Annotated in this window: 18 protein-coding genes; 5 read left to right on the forward strand and 13 right to left on the reverse strand. The window is 60.3% G+C overall.

Annotated features, from left to right (window positions below):
• Window positions 1-163: 163 nt before the first annotated feature.
• From AO356_RS22115 to AO356_RS22150, 8 genes are all read right to left on the reverse strand, one after another.
• The gene (locus tag AO356_RS22115; protein ID WP_060741551.1) at window positions 164-589 is read right to left on the reverse strand and encodes a GNAT family N-acetyltransferase; all 426 of its coding nucleotides are present in this window, start codon (window positions 587-589) and stop codon (window positions 164-166) included.
• Window positions 582-1,748: a cupin domain-containing protein gene (locus AO356_RS22120; RefSeq protein ID WP_060741552.1), complete on the reverse strand. Its 1,167-nt coding sequence runs from the start codon at window positions 1,746-1,748 to the stop codon at window positions 582-584. The genes AO356_RS22115 and AO356_RS22120 overlap by 8 nt, the downstream gene beginning before the upstream one ends.
• Before the next feature lie 84 nt (window positions 1,749-1,832).
• Window positions 1,833-3,203 carry an adenylosuccinate lyase gene (gene purB, locus AO356_RS22125; protein ID WP_060741553.1) on the reverse strand — a complete coding sequence of 457 codons (1,371 nt, stop codon included), beginning with the start codon at window positions 3,201-3,203 and terminating at the stop codon, window positions 1,833-1,835.
• Between the two features lie 169 nt (window positions 3,204-3,372).
• Complete coding sequence (hflD, locus tag AO356_RS22130; RefSeq protein ID WP_060741554.1) at window positions 3,373-3,996, reverse strand: high frequency lysogenization protein HflD; 624 nt, start codon at window positions 3,994-3,996, stop codon at window positions 3,373-3,375.
• The gene (gene mnmA / locus AO356_RS22135) at window positions 3,993-5,117 is read right to left on the reverse strand and encodes a tRNA 2-thiouridine(34) synthase MnmA (protein ID WP_060741555.1); all 1,125 of its coding nucleotides are present in this window, start codon (window positions 5,115-5,117) and stop codon (window positions 3,993-3,995) included. The genes hflD and mnmA overlap by 4 nt, the downstream gene beginning before the upstream one ends.
• 59 nt (window positions 5,118-5,176) lie before the next feature.
• Window positions 5,177-5,623: an NUDIX hydrolase gene (locus tag AO356_RS22140; RefSeq protein ID WP_060741556.1), complete on the reverse strand. Its 447-nt coding sequence runs from the start codon at window positions 5,621-5,623 to the stop codon at window positions 5,177-5,179.
• A 176-nt stretch (window positions 5,624-5,799) separates the two neighbouring features.
• Window positions 5,800-6,681: a hypothetical protein gene (locus AO356_RS22145; RefSeq protein WP_060741557.1), complete on the reverse strand. Its 882-nt coding sequence runs from the start codon at window positions 6,679-6,681 to the stop codon at window positions 5,800-5,802.
• 471 nt (window positions 6,682-7,152) lie between these two features.
• The gene (locus AO356_RS22150) at window positions 7,153-9,378 is read right to left on the reverse strand and encodes an NADP-dependent isocitrate dehydrogenase (RefSeq protein ID WP_060741558.1); all 2,226 of its coding nucleotides are present in this window, start codon (window positions 9,376-9,378) and stop codon (window positions 7,153-7,155) included.
• 482 nt (window positions 9,379-9,860) lie between these two features.
• On the opposite strand from AO356_RS22150, the gene icd reads away from it, so the two are divergent.
• Window positions 9,861-11,117, forward strand: coding sequence for an NADP-dependent isocitrate dehydrogenase (icd, locus tag AO356_RS22160; protein ID WP_060741560.1), 1,257 nt, complete (start codon window positions 9,861-9,863; stop codon window positions 11,115-11,117).
• Window positions 11,118-11,197: 80 nt separating this feature from the next.
• On the opposite strand, the gene AO356_RS22165 is transcribed toward icd, so the two are convergent.
• On the reverse strand, window positions 11,198-11,479 hold the full coding sequence (locus AO356_RS22165) for a cold shock domain-containing protein (RefSeq protein ID WP_060741561.1): 282 nt from the start codon (window positions 11,477-11,479) through the stop codon (window positions 11,198-11,200).
• A 228-nt stretch (window positions 11,480-11,707) separates the two neighbouring features.
• Here AO356_RS22165 and clpS point away from each other — a divergent pair, with 228 nt between their 5' ends.
• Together clpS and clpA are read left to right on the forward strand one after the other, a co-directional pair.
• Window positions 11,708-12,070 (forward strand): ATP-dependent Clp protease adapter ClpS, encoded by a 363-nt coding sequence (gene clpS, locus AO356_RS22170; RefSeq protein ID WP_003180089.1) that lies wholly within the window; start codon window positions 11,708-11,710, stop codon window positions 12,068-12,070.
• Window positions 12,071-12,099: 29 nt separating this feature from the next.
• Complete coding sequence (gene clpA, locus AO356_RS22175; protein WP_024616766.1) at window positions 12,100-14,370, forward strand: ATP-dependent Clp protease ATP-binding subunit ClpA; 2,271 nt, start codon at window positions 12,100-12,102, stop codon at window positions 14,368-14,370.
• Window positions 14,371-14,604: 234 nt separating this feature from the next.
• Here clpA and infA read toward each other — a convergent pair whose 3' ends face one another.
• From infA to trxB, 4 genes are all read right to left on the reverse strand, one after another.
• Entirely contained in the window at window positions 14,605-14,823 is a 219-nt protein-coding gene (infA, locus tag AO356_RS22180) for a translation initiation factor IF-1 (protein ID WP_002553999.1), read from the reverse strand.
• Window positions 14,824-14,945: 122 nt separating this feature from the next.
• The gene (locus AO356_RS22185) at window positions 14,946-15,653 is read right to left on the reverse strand and encodes an arginyltransferase (protein WP_053123176.1); all 708 of its coding nucleotides are present in this window, start codon (window positions 15,651-15,653) and stop codon (window positions 14,946-14,948) included.
• A 57-nt stretch (window positions 15,654-15,710) separates the two neighbouring features.
• Window positions 15,711-16,391 (reverse strand): leucyl/phenylalanyl-tRNA--protein transferase, encoded by a 681-nt coding sequence (aat, locus tag AO356_RS22190; RefSeq protein WP_060741562.1) that lies wholly within the window; start codon window positions 16,389-16,391, stop codon window positions 15,711-15,713.
• Between the two features lie 79 nt (window positions 16,392-16,470).
• Entirely contained in the window at window positions 16,471-17,430 is a 960-nt protein-coding gene (trxB, locus tag AO356_RS22195) for a thioredoxin-disulfide reductase (protein ID WP_060741563.1), read from the reverse strand.
• Window positions 17,431-17,691: 261 nt separating this feature from the next.
• On the opposite strand from trxB, the gene AO356_RS22200 reads away from it, so the two are divergent.
• Window positions 17,692-20,097, forward strand: coding sequence for a DNA translocase FtsK (locus tag AO356_RS22200; protein ID WP_060741564.1), 2,406 nt, complete (start codon window positions 17,692-17,694; stop codon window positions 20,095-20,097).
• A gap of 58 nt (window positions 20,098-20,155) precedes the next feature.
• Window positions 20,156-20,779 (forward strand): outer membrane lipoprotein chaperone LolA, encoded by a 624-nt coding sequence (gene lolA, locus AO356_RS22205; protein ID WP_003203330.1) that lies wholly within the window; start codon window positions 20,156-20,158, stop codon window positions 20,777-20,779.
• Window positions 20,780-20,986 lie beyond the last annotated feature (207 nt).

The following is a 20,986-nucleotide window of genomic DNA, read 5'->3' on the forward strand; positions in this document are numbered from 1 at the left end:
AAACGCCCCGGCATCGGGGGATGGCGGGGCGTTTTTTGGTAAGGCTTGAGGGCCTCATCGCGAGCAAGCTCGCTCCCACATGGGGGGCAGGTGTACATGAATCATGGGTTCACCGCCGGCCTCCTGTGGGAGCGAGCTTGCTCGCGATGGCCGCACTGCGGTTTCAGGCCGAGCGCCGCACCATGTCCACGTGAGGAATCCCGGCTTCCAGGAACTCCTCGCTGACCACTGCAAACCCCAACCGCTCGTAGAACGGCGTGGCATGCACCTGGGCGCTGAGCATCTGCTGCTTGAGCCCGCGTTTCTCGGCTTCGGCGATCACCGCGTGCATCAACGCATCGCCCACCTTCAGGCCGCGCCAGTCCTTGAGGACCGAGACACGGCCGATGTGGCCGTCGGTCAACAGGCGCGCGGTGCCGATGGGGAAATCGCCTTCAAACGCCAGGAAATGCACCGCGCCCTGGTCGTCGGCATCCCATTCCAGCTCGGGCGGGACGGACTGCTCGGCGATGAATACGGTCTCACGAATGCGCCGGATCTCGGCGTTATCCTTTTGCCAGTCTGCGACACGAACGTGGATTTTATTCATCGGCGAACCCCAGGCTGCCTTGCTTGACCAGCTCGCAGATCAGGCTGCGACCGTCTTCGTCGGCCAACCACGGGCCGAGGTTTTCGCTGTGCAGGGCGTCGGCGGCGCAGATCATTTTCAGCAGTTCGCGCAGCTTGCCCGGCAGGTAACGGCTCTGGCCGCTGGCGAACAGCAGCAGGTCATCATCGACTTCCGACCAGGCCAGGCGCGCGCTTGGGTTGCGGATGATCACCGCGCCTTGCTCCAGGCCGGCCAACAGCTCGTCATCTTCCATTTCCGGGCCTACCACGAGTTCCGGGTAGCGCGGCTCGGTCATGAACTGGCCGAACCAGGTCAGCAGCAGGCGCTCGTCGCTCATGTGCTCGGCCAGCAGGCCCTTGAGGCGGTCGAGGGCGTCTTGCTGGATCTGGTGCGGGTCGGCTACCGGGCGCGCGTCGGCGTCGGTGTAGCGTTCTTCGTCCGGCAGGAACTGGCTCAGGAAGTCGGTGAAGTGAGTCAGCACTTCAGCGGCGCTTGGTGCACGGAAACCCACGGAGTAGGTCATGCAGTCGTCCACGGCCACGCCGCAGTGCGCCAGGCGCGGCGGCAGGTAGAGCATGTCGCCCGGCTCCAGGATCCACTCGTCGGTGGCTTCGAAGTCGGCGAGGATGCGCAGGTCGGCGTGCTGCAGCAGCGGGCTTTCGGAGTCGCACATCTGGCCGATTTTCCAGTTGCGCTGGCCATGGCCTTGCAGCAGGAACACGTCATAGTTATCGAAATGCGGACCCACGCTGCCACCGGGGGCGGCGAAGCTGATCATCACGTCGTCGATGCGCCAGCTCGGCAGGAAGCGGAAGTTCTCCAGCAGCTCGCCGACTTCCGGTACGAACTGATCGACCGCCTGCACCAGCAGGGTCCACTCGCGCTCCGGCAACTTGCTGAATTCGTCTTCGGCGAACGGGCCGCGACGCATTTCCCAAGGGGTCTCGCCGTGTTCGATCACCAGGCGCGATTCGACTTCTTCTTCCAGGGCCAGGCCGGCCAGTTCATCGGCGTCGATCGGGCTTTGGAAGTCAGGAATCGCCTGACGGATCAGCAGGGGTTTTTTCTGCCAGTAGTCGCGCAGGAATTCCCGTGCCGTGATGCCGCCCAGGAGTTGCAGAGGAATATCAGGATTCATGTGTAACCTATTGAAAAAATATACTTTTCAGACGCGAATAAAAACGCCCGGCGCGGCCGGGCGTCTCAAAGGTAAGGCCGTGGATCAGATGCGCTTGGCTTGTTCCGCCGCGTTGCCGATGTAGCTGGCCGGCGTGAGCTTCTTCAGCTCCGCGCGGGCCGCGGCAGGCATGTCCAGGCCATCGATGAAAGTCTGCAGCGCTTCAGGGCTGATGCCCTTGCCACGGGTCAGCTCTTTCAGCTTTTCATACGGGTTTTCGATGTTGTAGCGGCGCATCACGGTCTGGATCGGCTCGGCGAGAACTTCCCAGCAAGCGTCGAGGTCGGCGGCGATCTTCTGCTCGTTCAGTTCCAGCTTGCTGATGCCCTTGAGGCTGGCTTCGTAGGCAATGACGCTGTGGGCAAAGCCCACGCCCAGGTTGCGCAGCACGGTGGAGTCGGTCAGGTCGCGCTGCCAGCGGGAGATCGGCAGTTTGCTCGCCAGGTGCTGGAACAGCGCGTTGGCGATGCCCAGGTTGCCTTCGGAGTTTTCGAAATCGATCGGGTTGACCTTGTGCGGCATGGTCGAAGAACCGATTTCTCCGGCGATGGTGCGCTGCTTGAAGTAGCCCAGGGAGATATAGCCCCAGATGTCACGGTCGAAGTCGATCAGGATGGTGTTGAAGCGCGCGATCGCATCGAACAGCTCGGCGATGTAGTCGTGCGGTTCGATCTGGGTGGTGTACGGGTTGAAGCTCAGGCCCAGCTCGTCTTCGATGAAGGCGCGGGCATTGGCTTCCCAGTCGATGTCCGGGTAGGCCGACAGGTGGGCGTTGTAGTTGCCCACGGCGCCGTTGATCTTGCCCAGCAGCGGCACGGCGGCCACTTGGGCGATCTGGCGCTCCAGGCGGTAGACCACGTTTGCCAGTTCCTTGCCCAGGGTGGTCGGCGAAGCCGGTTGACCGTGGGTACGCGACAGCATCGGCACGTCGGCGAAACGGATCGCCAGTTCGCGGATGGCCTGGGCGGTCTGGCGCATCAGGGGCAGCATCACCTCATCACGGCCTTCGCGCAGCATCAGGGCGTGGGACAGGTTGTTGATGTCCTCGCTGGTGCAGGCAAAGTGGATGAACTCGCTGACATTGGCCAGCTCCGGCAGCTTGGCCGCCTGCTCCTTGAGCAGGTATTCGATGGCCTTGACGTCGTGGTTGGTGGTGCGCTCGATCTCTTTGACGCGCTCGGCGTGCTCCAGCACGAAGTTTTCTGCCAGCGCGTTCAACACCGCGTTGGCTTCGGCGGAAAACGCCGGCACTTCGCCGATGGCAGGGTGGGCGGCCAGGCGCTGGAGCCAGCGCACTTCAACCAGGACGCGGGCACGGATCAGGCCGTACTCGCTGAAAATCGGGCGCAGGGCCTGGGTTTTGCCGGCGTAGCGGCCGTCAACAGGGGAAACCGCAGTGAGCGAAGAGAGCTGCATGGGGTGTTCTCGGACAGTCGGGCAACGAAATGGGGCGCGTATCATACATGAAAACAAGTGCCGGTCCGTCGCCAACTGACCGGCGTGCTACGCGTAACAAGCTAAAACTGTTTATTACCTGTGGCGAGGGAGCAAGCGCCTTCGCCACAAAAAAGCAGGTCGAGGCGACTTATTCGTTGCGCATCAACGGGTAAAGCTCTTTCAGCAATTTGCGGCGGCTGATCACCAGTTGCCAGCGATGGCCACCCAATTGCCGCCAAAGTCGTGCCGAGCGAATCCCGGCCAGCAGCAGGGCGCGGATTTTCGAGGCATTGCTTGGCTGTTGCAGGTTGCGCATGTCGCCATGCACCTGGATGCGCTGGCGCAAGGTGCTCAGGGTGTCCTGGTACAGCGAACCGCAGGCCGCGACGACGTTTTCGTGAGCCGGGCCGAAGTGTTCGACCTGGGACTGGATCTGCGGCAAGCGTTTGCCGATGGTCTCCAGCAGGTCGTCGCGCTTGGCCAACTGGCGCTCAAGGCCCAGCATCGACAGGGCATAGCGCAGCGGCTCGCGTTGCAAGGCGCTGGGATCGCGCTCCAGGGCGCCGATCAGCGCGCGATAGCCTTCGCGCAGGTTCAGGTCGTCGCCGCCATAGACTTCCAGGGTGTCCTTGGGGTCGCGAACCAGCAGGCTGCCGAGCATGCAGGCCACGCCCGCTTCGGTGGCCTGGCCGGTCTTGGCGATCCTGTCCACCAGCACGGCGGCGAGAAACACGCCGCCCAATGCCGTCAGTTGTTCCTGGATTGGGTTCATGCCTGGCTGCTCCAGGGCTCTGCGACTTCGATCACGCCGCCGCCCAGGCAGATGTCGCCGTCGTAGAACACCACGGATTGGCCGGGTGTGACCGCCCGCTGCGGGTCATCGAAGGTGGCGCGGTAGCCGGTGGCGGTTTTTTCCAGGGTGCAGGGTTGGTCGCTCTGGCGGTAGCGAACCTTGGCCGTCAGGCGGCGTGGTTCGCTGAGGTCGATCGGGTTGACCCAATAGATCTCGGAGGCGAGCAGGGCGCGGGAAAACAGCCAGGGATGGTCGTTGCCCTGGCCGACGATCAACTCGTTGTGCTCCAGGTCCTTGACCAGCACGTACCACGGCTCTTCCCCGGCGTCTTTCAGCCCGCCGATGCCCAGGCCCTGGCGCTGGCCGATGGTGTGGTACATCAGGCCATGGTGGCGGCCGATGACTTCGCCTTCGGTCGTCTTGATCTCGCCCGGCTGGGCTGGCAGGTATTGCTTGAGGAAGTCGCTGAAACGGCGCTCGCCAATGAAGCAGATCCCGGTGGAGTCCTTCTTCTTGGCGGTAGCGAGCTGGTGTTTTTCAGCAATCGCGCGCACTTCGGGCTTTTCCAGTTCGCCTACCGGGAACAGGGTCTTGGCGATCTGCTCGCCGCCGACGGCATGCAGGAAGTAGCTCTGGTCCTTGTTAGGGTCCAGGCCCTTGAGCAGTTCGGTGCGGCCATCGATGTCGCGGCGGCGCACGTAGTGGCCGGTGGCGATCAGGTCGGCGCCCAGCATCATGGCGTAGTCGAGGAACGCCTTGAACTTGATTTCGCGGTTGCAGAGGATGTCCGGGTTCGGCGTGCGACCGGCCTTGTATTCGGCCAGGAAGTGCTCGAACACGTTGTCCCAGTACTCGGCGGCGAAGTTGGCGGTGTGCAGCTTGATGCCGATCTTGTCGCACACGGCCTGGGCGTCCGCCAGGTCATCCATGGCGGTGCAGTATTCGGTTCCGTCGTCTTCTTCCCAGTTCTTCATGAACAGGCCTTCCACCTCATAACCCTGCTCGATCAGCAGAAGGGCGGAAACGGAAGAGTCCACGCCGCCGGACATGCCGACAATGACGCGCTTCTTGGGTGTGTCAGAAGGGGCTGGATCACGCATAGGAATTCAATGAGTGTCTTGAAAAAGGACGCGATTCTATCAGGCCCGGGCGCGCAAGGCTAAAGAGAAGGACGGATCAGCGTCAGACTGTGGCAATGGCCGGCCAGATAATCGTCGATGCAACGGATGATCAGCTCGCTGCGCCAGTGCTCGCGCCGCTCGAGCAATTCGTCGCGGGTCAGCCATTTCGCACCGAGGATGCCATCGTCCAGTTGATACTCGGGGTGGTGTTGCAAGGCCTTGGCGGCGAAACAGACGCGTTGGTAGGTCACGCCGTTGCTGGGGGCGGTGTACAGGTAAATGCCTACCACGGCGGTGGGCTCGACGTCCCAGCCGGTTTCTTCCAGGGTTTCGCGCACGGCGGCTTCGATCAGCGTTTCGTTAGGGTCCAGGTGACCGGCCGGCTGGTTGAGCACCGCGCGTCCGCCCTTGGATTCTTCCACCATCAGGAAGCGGCCGTTGTCCTCGACGATGGTGGCGACGGTGATGTGGGGTTGCCAGTCCATGGGGTTCCTTTATTTCTCGCAGGGAATATGGGCCACCGTGGAAGCGAGCTTGCTCGCGATAGCGGTGGGTCAGTCGATATTAAATGAATGACCAGTCGCCGTCCCGAGCAAATGTCCATGCCTATGCTCATGTTTCCCTGGTCAGCGATGCTGGCCCGTGCAAGGTTTGGACGTTCTTAAAGGGCAATGCATATCGCATTGGGAAAGTGGTGTTCGTTGTAGGTGAATGCTCGGATATCGCACAGTCTGTTGGTAAAGGATTTAATTGTCATGGTGACCTGTTTATTGTGCGTGTCGTGATCGAACTCAACGATAGCCGTCGTTTCCGAAAACCCGTCTTTTATAGTCAGGCTTGTGATTCCGGGGGGGTAGCCCTTGTCCGGTGTAAGGTAGTAGTTGGTGGCCGCACTTGGATTGCCCTCGCCGTGTCGATCAACTCTTTTTACTTTTCCTGGGGACTCTTCAAGGTATACATCGCAGCCCGAAAAATAGAGATTGACGTTGGATAAAAAAGAAAATTTATCGGTGTCTGCGAAAACGATTTGCGACACCTTTTTTTGGGGGGCGGGATGCACAGGTTCTGCTGAAGAGTATTGAATGATCTGGCCGTTGATCTGAACTTCGCACTCCCTGTCGGCCTCATCTCTCTTGCCCTCGGCGGGTTCACCCGGCTTGCGCATTGTAAGTTCGATCATGCGGAGAAAATCATCGAATATGAAATAGAACGCTTCGACCGAGGCGCCCGGTGAGTGGGTGGAATAGGTGACCTGATTTCCAAACTTGGTCGCATTGAATCGGTATTCGGCGGATGCGCTTTTAAACAGTAATTCATGGGAGGCCGTGGCGTAGCTGTATCGCTGGCCATAGTCATTGGTACGAACATCGGTAGAGTATCTTCCACCCGTAGAGCTGATCTTACTCACTTCATAATAGGCAAAGGGCTCATTGTCATGGTCTCTTTTATAGAGGGTTGGGGAAACTGTCAGCTCCAGAAAGCTCCAGTTACCAATAGAGAAGTGCCTTTGGGCGGGTAGGGTTATTTGCGCATTGTTTTTCATGGTGTGCTTCCTCGACGGATGCGAATCAGGTAATGAGTTTTTAGCGTGTCGTTCGTTAAAAACCCAGACCAAGAAGGATTGCCATCGCTACACAGGCGATTCGAGCAACCCGGTTTCGCTCCACTTGAGGTCGATACAACTGTAGGCAGTTCAGAGTGCTGCCCGATCTGACGCTCTCTCGTTCCCTTGCCGAGACTTCCCGCATCCACAAACGCTGAAAGGGTGTGCTTGGATCAAGCCGGGCTTTCGGCGCTCATGCTTAACTTCATGCGCCTTCAGTGAAGAGGGCGTACTTAGAACGATGTTTTTAAGGCTAGGCTGTCTGATTGTACTGTCAAGGTCAGCCTGGGCAGCCGACGGGAGTGGGTCAAGAGAGGTTGGAGAGTGCCTGTGCTCCCACAGGAGGGCTTGGTATGTCTGGAAACACAAACCCCGGCACTAGGCCGGGGTTTGTGGTGTTCCCTTACAACCTTACACCAGCGCAGCAATCGCCGCGTTGAAGGTGGCGCTCGGGCGCATGGCCTTGCTGGTCAGCTCGGGGTTGGCGAAGTAGTAACCGCCGATGTCCACGGGCTTGCCTTGCACGGCATTGAGTTCGGCAACGATCTTTTCTTCGTTGTCGGTCAATGTCTTGGCCAGGGACGCGAACTGGGCCTTGAGGGCTGCGTCGTCGTCCTGGGCGGCCAGTGCCTGGGCCCAGAACAGGGTCAGGTAGAAGTGGCTGCCGCGGTTGTCGATGCCGCCGACCTTGCGCGAAGGCGACTTGTTGCGGTCCAGGAACTCACCGGTAGCCTGGTCCAGGGTCTTGGCCAGCACCAGGGCTTTCGGGTTGTTGTAGGTCCCGCCCAGGTGCTCGAGGGATGCAGCCAGGGCCAGGAACTCGCCCAGGGAATCCCAGCGCAGGAAGTTCTCTTCCAGCAACTGCTGAACGTGCTTGGGTGCCGAGCCGCCGGCGCCGGTTTCGAACAGGCCACCGCCGTTCATCAGCGGCACGATCGACAGCATCTTGGCGCTGGTGCCCAGTTCCATGATCGGGAACAGGTCGGTCAGGTAGTCACGCAGCACGTTGCCGGTCACCGAGATGGTGTCCTTGCCTTCGCGGGTGCGGCCCAGGGTGAACTTCATCGCGTCGACAGGCGACATGATGCGAATGTCCAGGCCGCTGGTGTCGTGGTCCTTCAGGTAGGTCTGGACCTTCTCGATGACGACGCCGTCGTGGGCGCGCATCGGGTCCAGCCAGAAGATCGCCGGGGTGCTGCTGGCGCGGGCACGGTTGACGGCCAGTTTGACCCAATCCTGGATCGGCGCGTCCTTGGTCTGGCACATGCGGAAGATGTCGCCAGCCTCGACGTTCTGCTCCAGCAGGGTGCGACCGGTGTTGTCCGAAACGCGGACCACGCCGTTGGCCTTGATCTGGAAGGTCTTGTCGTGAGAGCCGTATTCTTCGGCTTTCTTGGCCATCAGGCCGACGTTCGGCACGCTGCCCATGGTGGTTGGATCGAAGGCGCCGTGTTGCTTGCAGTCTTCGATCACCGCCTGGTAGATGGTGGCGTAGCAGCGATCCGGGATCACGGCCTTGGTGTCGTGCAGCTGGCCATCGGTGCCCCACATCTTGCCGGAGTCACGGATCATGGCTGGCATCGAGGCGTCGACGATCACGTCGCTCGGCACGTGCAGGTTGGTGATGCCTTTGTCGGAGTTGACCATCGCCAGGGATGGGCGCGCCGCGTAGACCGCCTGGATGTCGGCTTCGATCTGCGCCTGCTGCTCGGCCGGCAGGGCCTTGATGCGGGCGTACAGGTCGCCGATGCCGTTGTTCAGGTTGAAGCCGATCTGCTCCAGCACTTGTGCGTGCTTGGCCAGGGCGTCTTTATAGAACTCGGCAACGATCTGGCCGAACATGATCGGGTCGGAGACCTTCATCATGGTGGCCTTGAGGTGAACCGACAGCAGCACGCCTTTTTGCTTGGCGTCTTCGATTTCAGCGGCGATGAAGTCGCGCAGGGCGTTTTTGCTCATCACGGCGCAGTCGAGGATCTCACCGGCTTGTACGGTGGTTTTTTCCTTCAGGACAGTGGCAGTGCCGTCCTGGGCGATCAGCTCGATTTTCACACTGCCGGCGGCGTCGATCAGGGCGGCTTTTTCGCTGCCGTAGAAATCGCCGGTGCTCATGTGGGCTACGTGGGACTTGGAGTCCGCGGCCCAGGCGCCCATCTTGTGCGGGTGCTTGCGTGCGTAGTTCTTGACCGACAGCGGTGCACGGCGGTCGGAGTTGCCTTCGCGCAGGACCGGGTTCACGGCGCTGCCCTTGACCTTGTCGTAACGGGCGCGAGCGTCTTTCTCGGCGTCGGTGCTCACGGTTTCCGGGTAGTCCGGCAGTGCGTAGCCCTGGGCCTGCAATTCCTTGATCGCGGCCTGCAGTTGCGGCACCGAGGCGCTGATGTTCGGCAGCTTGATGATGTTGGCTTCAGGCGTAACGGCCAGGTCGCCCAGTTCGGCGAGGTGGTCGGCTACGGCTTTGTCACCCAGTTGCTCGGGGAAGCTGGCCAGGATGCGCCCTGCGAGGGAGATATCGCGGGTTTCCACGGCGATATCGGCCGAAGCGGTAAAGGCTTCGACGATCGGCAGCAGCGAATAGGTGGCGAGGGCAGGCGCTTCGTCGGTGAAGGTATAGATGATCTTCGAGCGGGTGGGCATATTCGGATTAACTCTCTTCTTTGCTAAAGCATGCGCAGAAACTCGAGGGGCGCCGGGTAAGCGCGTTCGTTCAAAGTCATCCGTGAACCGAATGTCGAGGTTTCTTCGCGGTGATGTTGGGTGCATCAGTCGAGCGTCAAGCGGTTGGGCCGCGGTAACGGTCCGGCTTTTAAGTTGGCGGAAAGTCCTGTGATAGAGCCGTCAGCCGTCGTGACCCTGTGGTCAGCGGCGGCATTATACATAGGTAGCTGGCGATCTGCCGATGGTTCATAGACTTCCGTACACGTCCATTGGTCTAAACGTCGCAGTCCCCCTGGGGCGGACTATGCTCATGTTTGGCGCTTTTCCCTTGGTTTTCAGGGTTGTACGCGGCGAAGTGCAACGCTTTGCCGCCGATGGGCCTAACGTAGGGTTTGCGTGCCGATTCAACTGGGGTACGCTCGAACGCAGCCAGATGTTCAATCCAAGCAATGGAGTTCAGCATGGGGTATCAAAAGATTCAGGTTCCAGCCGTCGGTGACAAAATCACCGTCAATGCAGACCATTCTCTTAATGTTCCCGACAACCCGATCATCCCCTTCATCGAAGGCGACGGCATTGGCGTCGATATCAGTCCGGTCATGATCAAGGTTGTGGACGCTGCGGTTCAGAAGGCCTATGGCGGCAAGCGCAAGATTTCCTGGATGGAAGTCTATGCCGGTGAGAAAGCGACCCAGGTCTACGACCAGGACACCTGGTTGCCCCAGGAAACCCTGGATGCGGTCAAGGACTACGTGGTTTCCATCAAGGGCCCGCTGACCACGCCGGTGGGTGGCGGTATCCGTTCGTTGAACGTAGCGCTGCGCCAGCAGCTCGACCTGTATGTCTGCCTGCGTCCGGTGCGCTGGTTCGAAGGTGTGCCAAGCCCGGTCAAGAAGCCTGGCGACGTGGACATGACGATCTTTCGCGAGAACTCCGAGGACATTTACGCGGGCATCGAGTGGAAAGCCGGCTCGCCCGAAGCCACCAAGGTCATCAAGTTCCTGAAAGAAGAAATGGGCGTGACCAAGATCCGTTTCGACGAGGATTGCGGCATCGGCGTCAAGCCGGTTTCCAAGCAGGGCACCAAGCGCCTGGCTCGCAAGGCCCTGCAATATGTGGTCGACAACGACCGCGATTCGCTGACCATCGTGCATAAAGGCAACATCATGAAGTTCACCGAAGGTGCCTTCAAGGAATGGGCCTACGAAGTGGCAGCCGAAGAGTTCGGCGCGACCCTGCTCGACGGCGGGCCGTGGATGCAGTTCAAGAACCCGCGGACCGGCAAGAACGTCATCGTCAAGGACGCCATCGCCGATGCGATGTTGCAGCAGATCCTGTTGCGCCCGGCCGAGTATGACGTGATCGCCACCCTGAACCTGAACGGTGACTACCTGTCCGACGCCCTGGCGGCGGAAGTGGGCGGTATCGGTATCGCGCCGGGCGCCAACCTGTCCGACACCGTGGCGATGTTCGAAGCCACCCACGGTACCGCGCCCAAGTATGCCGGCAAGGACCAGGTCAACCCGGGCTCGCTGATTCTGTCGGCGGAAATGATGCTGCGCCACATGGGGTGGACCGAAGCGGCCGACCTGATCATCAAGGGCACCAACGGCGCGATTTCGGCCAAGACCGTGACCTATGACTTCGAACGCCTGATGGAGGGTGCCAAGCTGGTATCGTCCTCGGGCTTCGGTGATGCCCTGATCTCGCACATGTAAGCGAATCGGCGCTCAACGCGAATGCCCGGCTCGAGTGATCGAGCCGGGCATTTTCATTCAGGCGGGGTGGCGACTGCCGGTCAGTGGGTCTCGGTGACCCTGACAATGACATTGGCAGGGGCGGGCGCGGGCGCGTCTTCGGCGAGGACAACCTTGATGTTGATCGCGTGCAGGCCCTTGGGCCCCTGGATGACGTTGAATGTCACCGGTTGCCCGGCCTTCAGGGTCTTGTAGCCGTCCATCTCGATCACCGAAAAATGGGCGAACAGGTCTCCAATATCCTTGCCGTCCGCAAGAATGAAACCGTAACCCTTGGCATTATTGAACCATTTCACCTTACCTTTCATCTTGACGACCGACATAACCCATTTCCCTCTGCAACGCACTCCATCACTGGAGTATCATCCAGTCCATCCGCAGGTTAATCTTCTTGTACAGGATAGATTCCACGGACCTTTTTAACCCACGATGGGCTCTATTGGTTGTAACACCGTTTTCCCGATAGTCAAGGTGGCTCCGGTGGTCGTGGTTGAAATCGCCCACAAGCGCCCCCATCACTGTATTCGCCAACTAAACGAACCTTTCTTTCCATGCATGCAGTCAGCCAGATTCGACTAACATTCAATCAGGATCGCCCGGATCTACACGACGACGATTCCGCAGGCATTGCTGTTCAGGAAGCAAAGCCCGCATTACAGGCGCCACCGATGTACAAGGTGGTTTTGTTCAACGATGACTACACACCGATGGATTTCGTCGTCGAAGTGCTCGAGGTGTTTTTTAACCTGAATCGGGAGCTGGCGACCAAGGTCATGCTGGCCGTCCATACAGAGGGACGGGCAGTATGTGGCGTGTTTACCCGCGACATCGCCGAGACGAAGGCTATGCAGGTCAACCAGTACGCCCGGGAAAGCCAGCATCCGCTACTCTGTGAAATCGAGAAGGACGGTTAACGCCGACCACTTGGGTATGAGGTGAAGCTATGTTAAACCGCGAGCTCGAAGTCACCCTCAATCTTGCCTTCAAGGAGGCTCGTTCGAAGCGTCATGAATTCATGACCGTCGAGCACCTGCTGCTGGCCCTATTGGATAACGAGGCTGCCGCCACCGTTTTGCGTGCCTGCGGCGCGAACCTCGATAAACTCAAGCATGATCTGCAGGAGTTCATCGACTCCACCACGCCATTGATCCCCGTGCATGACGAGGATCGTGAAACCCAGCCAACCCTGGGCTTCCAGCGTGTCCTGCAGCGTGCTGTCTTCCACGTACAGAGCTCGGGCAAGCGCGAAGTCACCGGCGCCAACGTGCTGGTTGCCATCTTCAGCGAGCAGGAAAGCCAGGCAGTGTTCCTGCTCAAGCAGCAGAGCGTTGCGCGTATCGATGTCGTCAACTACATCGCCCATGGCATCTCGAAGGTGCCTGGGCATGGCGATCATTCCGAGGGTGAGCAGGATATGCAGGACGACGAGGGCGGTGAGTCTTCTTCTTCAGGCAACCCATTGGATGCCTATGCCAGCAACCTGAACGAACTGGCACGCCAGGGCCGGATCGATCCGCTGGTCGGGCGCGAGGCGGAAGTCGAGCGCGTGGCCCAGATCCTGGCCCGGCGGCGCAAGAACAACCCATTGCTGGTGGGCGAGGCAGGCGTGGGCAAGACCGCGATTGCCGAAGGCCTGGCCAAACGCATCGTCGACAACCAGGTGCCGGACCTGTTGGCCAACAGCGTGGTGTACTCCCTCGACCTGGGTGCCTTGCTGGCCGGTACCAAATACCGCGGTGATTTCGAGAAGCGCTTCAAGGCGTTGCTCGGCGAACTGAAAAAACGTCCGCAGGCGATCCTGTTCATCGACGAAATCCACACCATTATCGGTGCCGGGGCGGCGTCGGGCGGGGTCATGGATGCGTCGAACCTGCTCAAGCCGCTGCTGTCTTCGGGTGATATCCGTTGCATCGGCTCGACCACGTTCCAGGAATTTCGCGGGATCTTCGAGAAAGACCGTGCCCTGGCCCGGCGTTTCCAGAAGGTCGATGTGTCGGAGCCTTCGGTGGAAGACACCATTGGCATCCTGCGCGGCCTGAAGGGGCGATTCGAGCTGCACCACAACATCGAATACAGCGATGAAGCCCTGCGCGCGGCCGCTGAACTGGCCTCGCGCTACATCAACGACCGGCACATGCCGGACAAGGCCATCGACGTCATCGACGAAGCGGGTGCCTACCAGCGCCTGCAGCCTGTGGAGAAACGCGTCAAGCGCATCGAAGTGCCTCAGGTCGAGGACATCGTGGCGAAAATCGCGCGGATCCCGCCCAAGCACGTCACCAGTTCCGACAAGGAACTGCTGCGTAACCTGGAGCGTGACCTGAAGCTGACGGTGTTCGGCCAGGATGCGGCCATCGACTCGCTGTCGACCGCCATCAAGCTGTCCCGCGCCGGTCTCAAGTCGCCGGACAAGCCGGTGGGTTCGTTCCTGTTCGCCGGTCCTACCGGCGTCGGCAAGACCGAGGCGGCGCGGCAGTTGGCCAAGGCGATGGGCATCGAGCTGGTGCGCTTCGACATGTCCGAGTACATGGAGCGCCACACCGTATCGCGTCTGATCGGTGCGCCTCCGGGCTATGTCGGTTTCGACCAGGGCGGCCTGTTGACCGAAGCCATCACCAAGCAACCGCACTGCGTATTGCTGCTCGACGAAATCGAGAAGGCGCATCCGGAAGTCTTCAACCTGCTCCTGCAGGTGATGGACCACGGTACGCTGACCGATAACAACGGGCGCAAGGCGGACTTCCGCAACGTGATCGTCATCATGACCACGAACGCCGGCGCCGAAACCGCAGCTCGCGCTTCGATCGGTTTCACCCATCAGGACCACTCGTCCGATGCGATGGAAGTGATCAAGAAGAGCTTCACGCCTGAATTCCGCAACCGCCTGGACACCATTATCCAGTTCGGTCGCCTCAGTCATGAAGTCATCAAGAGCGTGGTGGACAAGTTCCTTACCGAACTTCAGGCTCAGCTCGAAGACAAGCGTGTGTTGCTGGAGGTGACCGATGCGGCCCGCAGTTGGCTGGCCGAAGGTGGTTACGATGTGACGATGGGCGCGCGGCCGATGGCTCGCTTGATCCAGGACAAGATCAAGCGTCCGCTGGCGGAGGAGATTCTCTTTGGCGAGCTGGCCGAGCATGGCGGTGTGGTTCACATCGACATCAAGGACGGCGAACTGACCTTCGACTTCGAAACCACGGCCGAAATGGCCTGACCGTTGACTGCAACAAAGCAAAAGGCGCCGAAAGGCGCCTTTTTGCTGTTACTGGCCCCACCGCCAATTCCTGTGGGAGCGAGCTTGCTCGCGATGGCGGCGGCACATCCTGCATCAATGCAAGCTGACCCTCTGCTATCGCGAGCAAGCTCGCTCCCACAAGGAGGGCGGGGGCATCAAATCGCAGGCAAACAAAAACGCCCGGCATCTAGCCGGGCGTCTTGTATTGACTTGTTAGCGAGCGCGGTAAGTGATGCGCCCTTTGCTCAAGTCATAGGGCGTCAGCTCGACGCGCACTTTGTCACCGGTAAGAATACGAATGTAGTTCTTGCGCATCTTGCCGGAGATATGCGCGGTTACGACGTGCCCATTTTCCAACTCCACACGAAACATGGTGTTGGGCAGGGTGTCGACGACAGTGCCTTCCATTTCGAAGCTGTCTTCTTTCGACATGCAGTAAAGCCCTCGGTATCCAGTGAATGGCCCGGTGCAACTGCGCCAGGCAAAAGCGGCGTGCATTGTGCCCGAAAAAGGGGGTTCAAGCCAAGGGGTTCTAACTTTTAAGCCAAAGGCTTCTAACTCAGGACGACCCATCGCTGGTTAATCAGCAATTCGATAGGCCGATATTGGGTCTTGTAGTTCATTTTCTTGCAGTTCTTGATCCAGTAGCCCAGGTACACCGCTTCCAGTCCCAGGCGCCGGGCTTCGTTGATTTGCCAGAGAATGGCAAAGCGCCCCAGGCTGCGCCGTTCTTCCTCCGGCTCATAGAAGGTGTACACCGCTGAAAGGCCGTTGGGCAGCAGGTCCGTGACAGCGATGGCGACCAGCCGTCCCTCCAGTCGGAACTCATAGAAGCGGGAAAACGGCAGGTCACGCACCAGGAAGGTCGAGAACTGATCCCGGCTGGGCGGGTACATGTCGCCATCGGCATGGCGTTGTTCGATGTAGCGTTGGTACAGGTCGAAGTATTCCTCGGTGAACTGCGGCTTGGCCGGCCGGACCTGAAGGTCGGCGTTGCGCTTGAAAATGCGTTTCTGCTGGCGATTGGGCAAGAATTGCGCCACGGGAATGCGCGCCGGGACGCAGGCGTTGCAATGCTGGCAATGGGGCCGGTAGAGATGATCGCCGCTACGACGAAAGCCCATTTCCGACAGGTCTGCGTAGACATGCACATCCATGGGCTGGCTAGGGTCGAGGAACAGCGTCGTGGCCTGCTCCTCCGGCAGGTAACTGCAAGAGTGGGGCTGAGTGGCATAGAACTTCAAACGCGCCAACTCGGTCATGATCGGCCCTCGGAATAAGCTTTGGATTTAATTGTAAGCCAGGAGCGCGAATGTCGCTCAGCAAACCCATGTTGCCTGGTTGGGCAGGTCCAGATGTGCCTTTAGATAGCCCGCAAATTCGGTGCGTGGAATCGACCGAGCGCCCAGGCTGTGCAGGTGCTCGGTGGGCATCTGACAGTCGATCAGCACGAAACCGGCGGCCTTGAGGTGTTGGACCAGGGTGGCGAAGCCGAATTTCGACGCATTGTCGGCTCGGCTGAACATGGACTCGCCAAAAAACAACTGGCCCATGGCCAAGCCATACAGGCCGCCCACCAGCACCCCCTGGTCCCAGACTTCCACCGAGTGGGCGAAACCACGTCGGTGCAGTTCCAGATAAGCGGTTTGCATGGCGTCGGTGATCCAGGTGCCTTCGGCATAGTCTCGCGGCGCCGCGCAGGCCTGGATGACCGCGGCAAAATCCTGATCGAACGTCACGTCATAGCGCTGCTTGCGCAACAGTTTGCCCAGGCTGCGGGATATGTGCAGTTCGTCGGGAAGCAACACCGTGCGTGGATCCGGCGACCACCACAGGATCGGTTGCCCCTCGGAAAACCATGGGAAGCAGCCGTGGCGGTAGGCCTGGATCAGCCGGTCGGCGGATAGATCGCCACCGGCGGCCAATAATCCGTTGGGATCGCGCATGGCTTTTGCCAGTGGCGGAAATTCGAGGCTGTTGCGTTGTAACCAGGTCAGCATGGGTGTCCGGCTTGTAGAAGGGGAGGGCGGCAGATGCGGGTCTCGCCGGTCAGCGAGTACCCGCCTGGAAGGTTAACCGTCAAACGGCAGGGATGTCATCGAGATACTTCTCCGCGTCGAGTGCGGCCATGCAGCCGGCGCCAGCGGAGGTAATCGCCTGGCGATAGACATGGTCGGCCACGTCGCCTGCGGCGAATACGCCTTCGATATCGGTCGCGGTGGCGTTGCCTTCGCTGCCGCCATGCACGAGCAGGTAGCCGTCGCGCATCGTCAACTGGCCCTGGAACAGATCGGTGTTGGGTTTGTGGCCGATGGCAATGAACACCCCGGCGAGGGACAAGGTGCTGGTTTCGCCGGTCTCGCTGTGCCGCAGGCGTGCGCCGGTCACGCCGCTGGCGTCGCCCAGGACTTCATCCAGGTTCTGGTTCCAGTGCAGCTTGATATTGCCGTTAGTGGCCTTTTCGAAGAGTTTGTCCTGGAGGATTTTCTCGGCGCGCAGCTTGTCGCGGCGGTGGATCAGGTGCACTTCCCTGGCGATGTTCGACAGGTACAGGGCTTCCTCGACCGCGGTATTGCCGCCGCCGACTACCGCTACCACCTGGTTGCGATAGAAAAAGCCATCGCACGTCGCGCACGCGGAAACCCCTTTGCCGGCGAAGCTTTCTTCCGAGGGCAGCCCCAGGTACTGGGCCGAGGCGCCGGTGGCAATGATCAGCGCATCACAGGTATAGATGCCGCTGTCGCCGATCAATTCGAACGGGCGCTGCTGCAACTTGGCGGTGTGGATATGGTCGTAGACGATCTGCGTGTCGAAACGCTCGGCGTGCCGTTGCATGCGCTCCATCAGTACCGGGCCGGTCAGGCCTTCGACATCGCCGGGCCAGTTATCGACTTCCACGGTGGTGGTGAGCTGGCCACCGGCCTGCAGGCCAGTAATGACAACGGGTTTGAGGTTGGCGCGGGCGGCATAGACGGCCGCGCTGTACCCCGCAGGGCCGGAACCCAGAATGATCAGGCGTGAATGCTTCACTTCGCTCATAAAAACACCTCATAAGCCTTTGTCACAAAAGAGAATGCATGGTCCAATTGGTGCAGACAAACCCGTACAATGCCTGGGTTTTGAACGCGGGATGGGCTAAAGATCAGAATTTTCGGCCACGCCTGCAGTTTTCTGGATGCACCTCACAGTGGTAAAAGTAGTACCGGTTGTGCACATTCACTTTTTTACCTGCTCGTCATGGGCAGTTTTTTATAGTCATTCAACAGATGGACGCGCCGTTGGCGCAGGAAAAGAAGCGTTTTGAAGAAATCCACCGCAGCACCCAAACCAGTCGTTCCGCTCTGGCGCCAGCAACTGCACTACCGGCTCAAGGAAGGTGCATTGATCGCCATCGGTGCCCTGTGCCTGTTCCTGATGATGGCCTTGCTGACCTACGGCAAGGACGATCCGGGCTGGAGCCATAACAGCAAGATCGACGACGTGCAGAATTTTGGCGGTCCGGCCGGTTCCTACAGCGCCGACATCCTGTTCATGGTGCTGGGCTATTTCGCCTACATTTTTCCGTTGCTGCTGGCGATCAAGGCCTACCAGATCTTCCGCCAGCGCCACGAGCCGTGGCAGTGGAGCGGCTGGTTGTTCTCCTGGCGCCTGATCGGCCTGGTATTCCTGGTGTTGTCGGGGGCCGCGCTGGCCCATATCCATTTCCATGCGCCCACCGGTTTGCCGGCCGGGGCGGGTGGTGCCCTGGGGGAAAGCCTCGGTGACCTGGCCAGGAATGCCCTGAACATCCAGGGCAGCACGTTGTTGTTCATCGCCCTGTTCCTGTTTGGCCTGACGGTGTTCACCGACCTGTCCTGGTTCAAGGTCATGGACGTCACGGGCAAGATCACCCTCGACCTGATCGAACTGATCCAGGGCGCCATGAACCGCTGGTGGGCGGCGCGCACCGAGCGCAAGCAACTGGTGGCGCAACTGCGTGAAGTCGACGACCGCGTCCACGACGTGGTGGCCCCGACGACGCCGGACAAGCGCGAGCAGGCCAAGGTCAAGGAGCGCCTGATCGAGCGTGAGCAGGCCTTGAGCAAACACATGTCCGAGCGCGAAAAACAGGTGCCGCCGGTCATCACCATGGCCCCGGCCAAGCCGCCGGAGCAGAGCAAGCGCGTACAGAAAGAGAAACAGGCGCCGCTGTTCGTCGACAGTGCAGTGGAAGGCACCTTGCCGCCGATCTCGATCCTGGACCCGGCCGAGAAGAAACAGCTCAATTATTCCCCCGAATCCCTGGCGGCCGTCGGCCACTTGCTGGAGATCAAGCTCAAGGAGTTCGGGGTCGAGGTGTCGGTGGATTCGATCCACCCGGGCCCGGTGATTACCCGCTACGAAATCCAGCCCGCTGCCGGCGTGAAGGTCAGTCGCATCGCCAACCTGGCGAAAGACCTGGCGCGTTCCCTGGCCGTGACCAGCGTGCGGGTGGTGGAGGTGATTCCCGGCAAGACCACCGTGGGCATCGAGATTCCCAACGAAGACCGCCAGATCGTGCGCTTCTCCGAAGTGCTGTCGACGCCTGAGTATGACAACCACAAGTCGCCGGTCACCCTGGCCCTGGGCCACGACATCGGCGGCAAGCCGGTCATCACCGACCTGGCGAAGATGCCTCACCTGCTGGTGGCCGGTACCACCGGTTCCGGTAAGTCGGTGGGCGTGAACGCGATGATCCTGTCGATTCTGTTCAAGTCCGGCCCGGAAGACGCCAAGCTGATCATGATCGACCCGAAAATGCTCGAATTGTCGATCTACGAAGGCATTCCGCACCTGCTGTGCCCGGTGGTCACCGACATGAAGGACGCCGCCAACGCCCTGCGCTGGAGCGTCGCCGAGATGGAGCGCCGCTACAAGCTGATGGCGAAGATGGGCGTGCGCAACCTGTCGGGCTTCAACGCCAAGGTCAAGGAGGCCGAAGAGGCCGGTACGCCATTGAGCGATCCGTTGTATCACCGCGAGAGCATCCACGACGAAGCGCCGCTGCTGCACAAGCTGCCGACCATCGTGGTGGTGGTGGACGAATTCGCCGACATGATGATGATCGTCGGCAAGAAGGTCGAAGAACTGATCGCCCGTATCGCCCAGAAGGCCCGTGCGGCTGGTATCCACTTGATCCTCGCCACGCAGCGGCCGTCGGTGGACGTGATCACCGGCCTGATCAAGGCCAACATCCCGACCCGCATGGCGTTCCAGGTATCGAGCAAGATCGACTCGCGGACCATCATCGACCAGGGTGGCGCCGAGCAGTTGCTGGGGCATGGTGACATGCTCTATATGCCGCCGGGCACCAGCCTGCCGATTCGTGTGCACGGTGCGTTCGTTTCCGATGACGAAGTGCACCGCGTGGTGGAAGCTTGGAAGTTGCGTGGCGCGCCTGAATACAACGACGACATCCTCAACGGTGTCGAAGAGGCCGGCAGCGGTTTCGAGGGCAGCAGTGGCGGCGGTGACGACGACGCTGAAACCGATGCGCTCTATGACGAAGCGGTGCAGTTTGTCCTGGAGAGCCGCCGGGCCTCGATTTCCGCCGTCCAGCGCAAGCTGAAGATTGGCTACAACCGCGCCGCCCGCATGATCGAAGCCATGGAAATGGCCGGGGTGGTGACGGCCATGAACACCAACGGCTCGCGCGAAGTACTGGCGCCGGGCCCGATGCGCGACTAATGACCCGGGCGGCCTGCCGAAGCGCCGCTCGAACCCCCACGACTTCATGAGGACTCCCATGCGCCTGATTCGCATGTTGCTGTTGCCCGTACTGGCCTTGTCTACCTTGTCGGCCCACGCCGGCGAAAAGGACGTGGCTCGCCTGACCCAATTGCTGGGGGGCTCCCAGACCTTGACCGCACGTTTTTCCCAGTTGACCCTCGATGGCAGTGGCACCCAATTGCAGGAAACCGCTGGCGACATGGCCCTGCAGCGCCCGGGCCTGTTCTACTGGCACACGGATGCACCAGCCGAACAACTGATGGTGTCCGACGGCAAGAAAGTCTCCCTGTGGGACCCGGACCTGGAACAGGTGACCATCAAGACCCTCGACCAGCGCCTGACCCAGACGCCGGCGCTGTTGCTGTCCGGTGACATCTCCGAGATCAGCCAGAGCTTCGAGATCACCTCCAAGGAGGCCGGTGGCGTGATTGACTTCACCCTCAAGCCCAAGACCAAGGACAGCCTGTTCGACAGCCTGCGCCTGTCGTTCCGCAACGGCCTGGTCAACGACATGCAGTTGATCGACAGTGTCGGCCAGCGCACCAATATCCTGTTCACCGGGGTCAAGGCCAACGAGCCGATCGCCGCGTCCAAGTTCAAGTTCGACATCCCCAAGGGTGCCGATGTGATCCAGGAATAAACACTGGCCCCCTGTTGGAAATGGCCTGTGGGAAAAGGTCTGTGGGAAAAGGTCTGTGGGAGCAAGGCTTGCCCGCGATTGCATCGTCTCGGTCCACCAGATGCACCGAGGTGTTTGTATCGCGGGCAAGCCTTGCTCCCACAGATTGGCTCCCATGGATCTGCTCCGGCAGAGAGGAATGGCAACAGGACCCAGCGGAGGTTTTGT

This window comes from Pseudomonas fluorescens (assembly GCF_001307275.1).
Lineage (GTDB): Bacteria > Pseudomonadota > Gammaproteobacteria > Pseudomonadales > Pseudomonadaceae > Aquipseudomonas > Aquipseudomonas fluorescens_AA.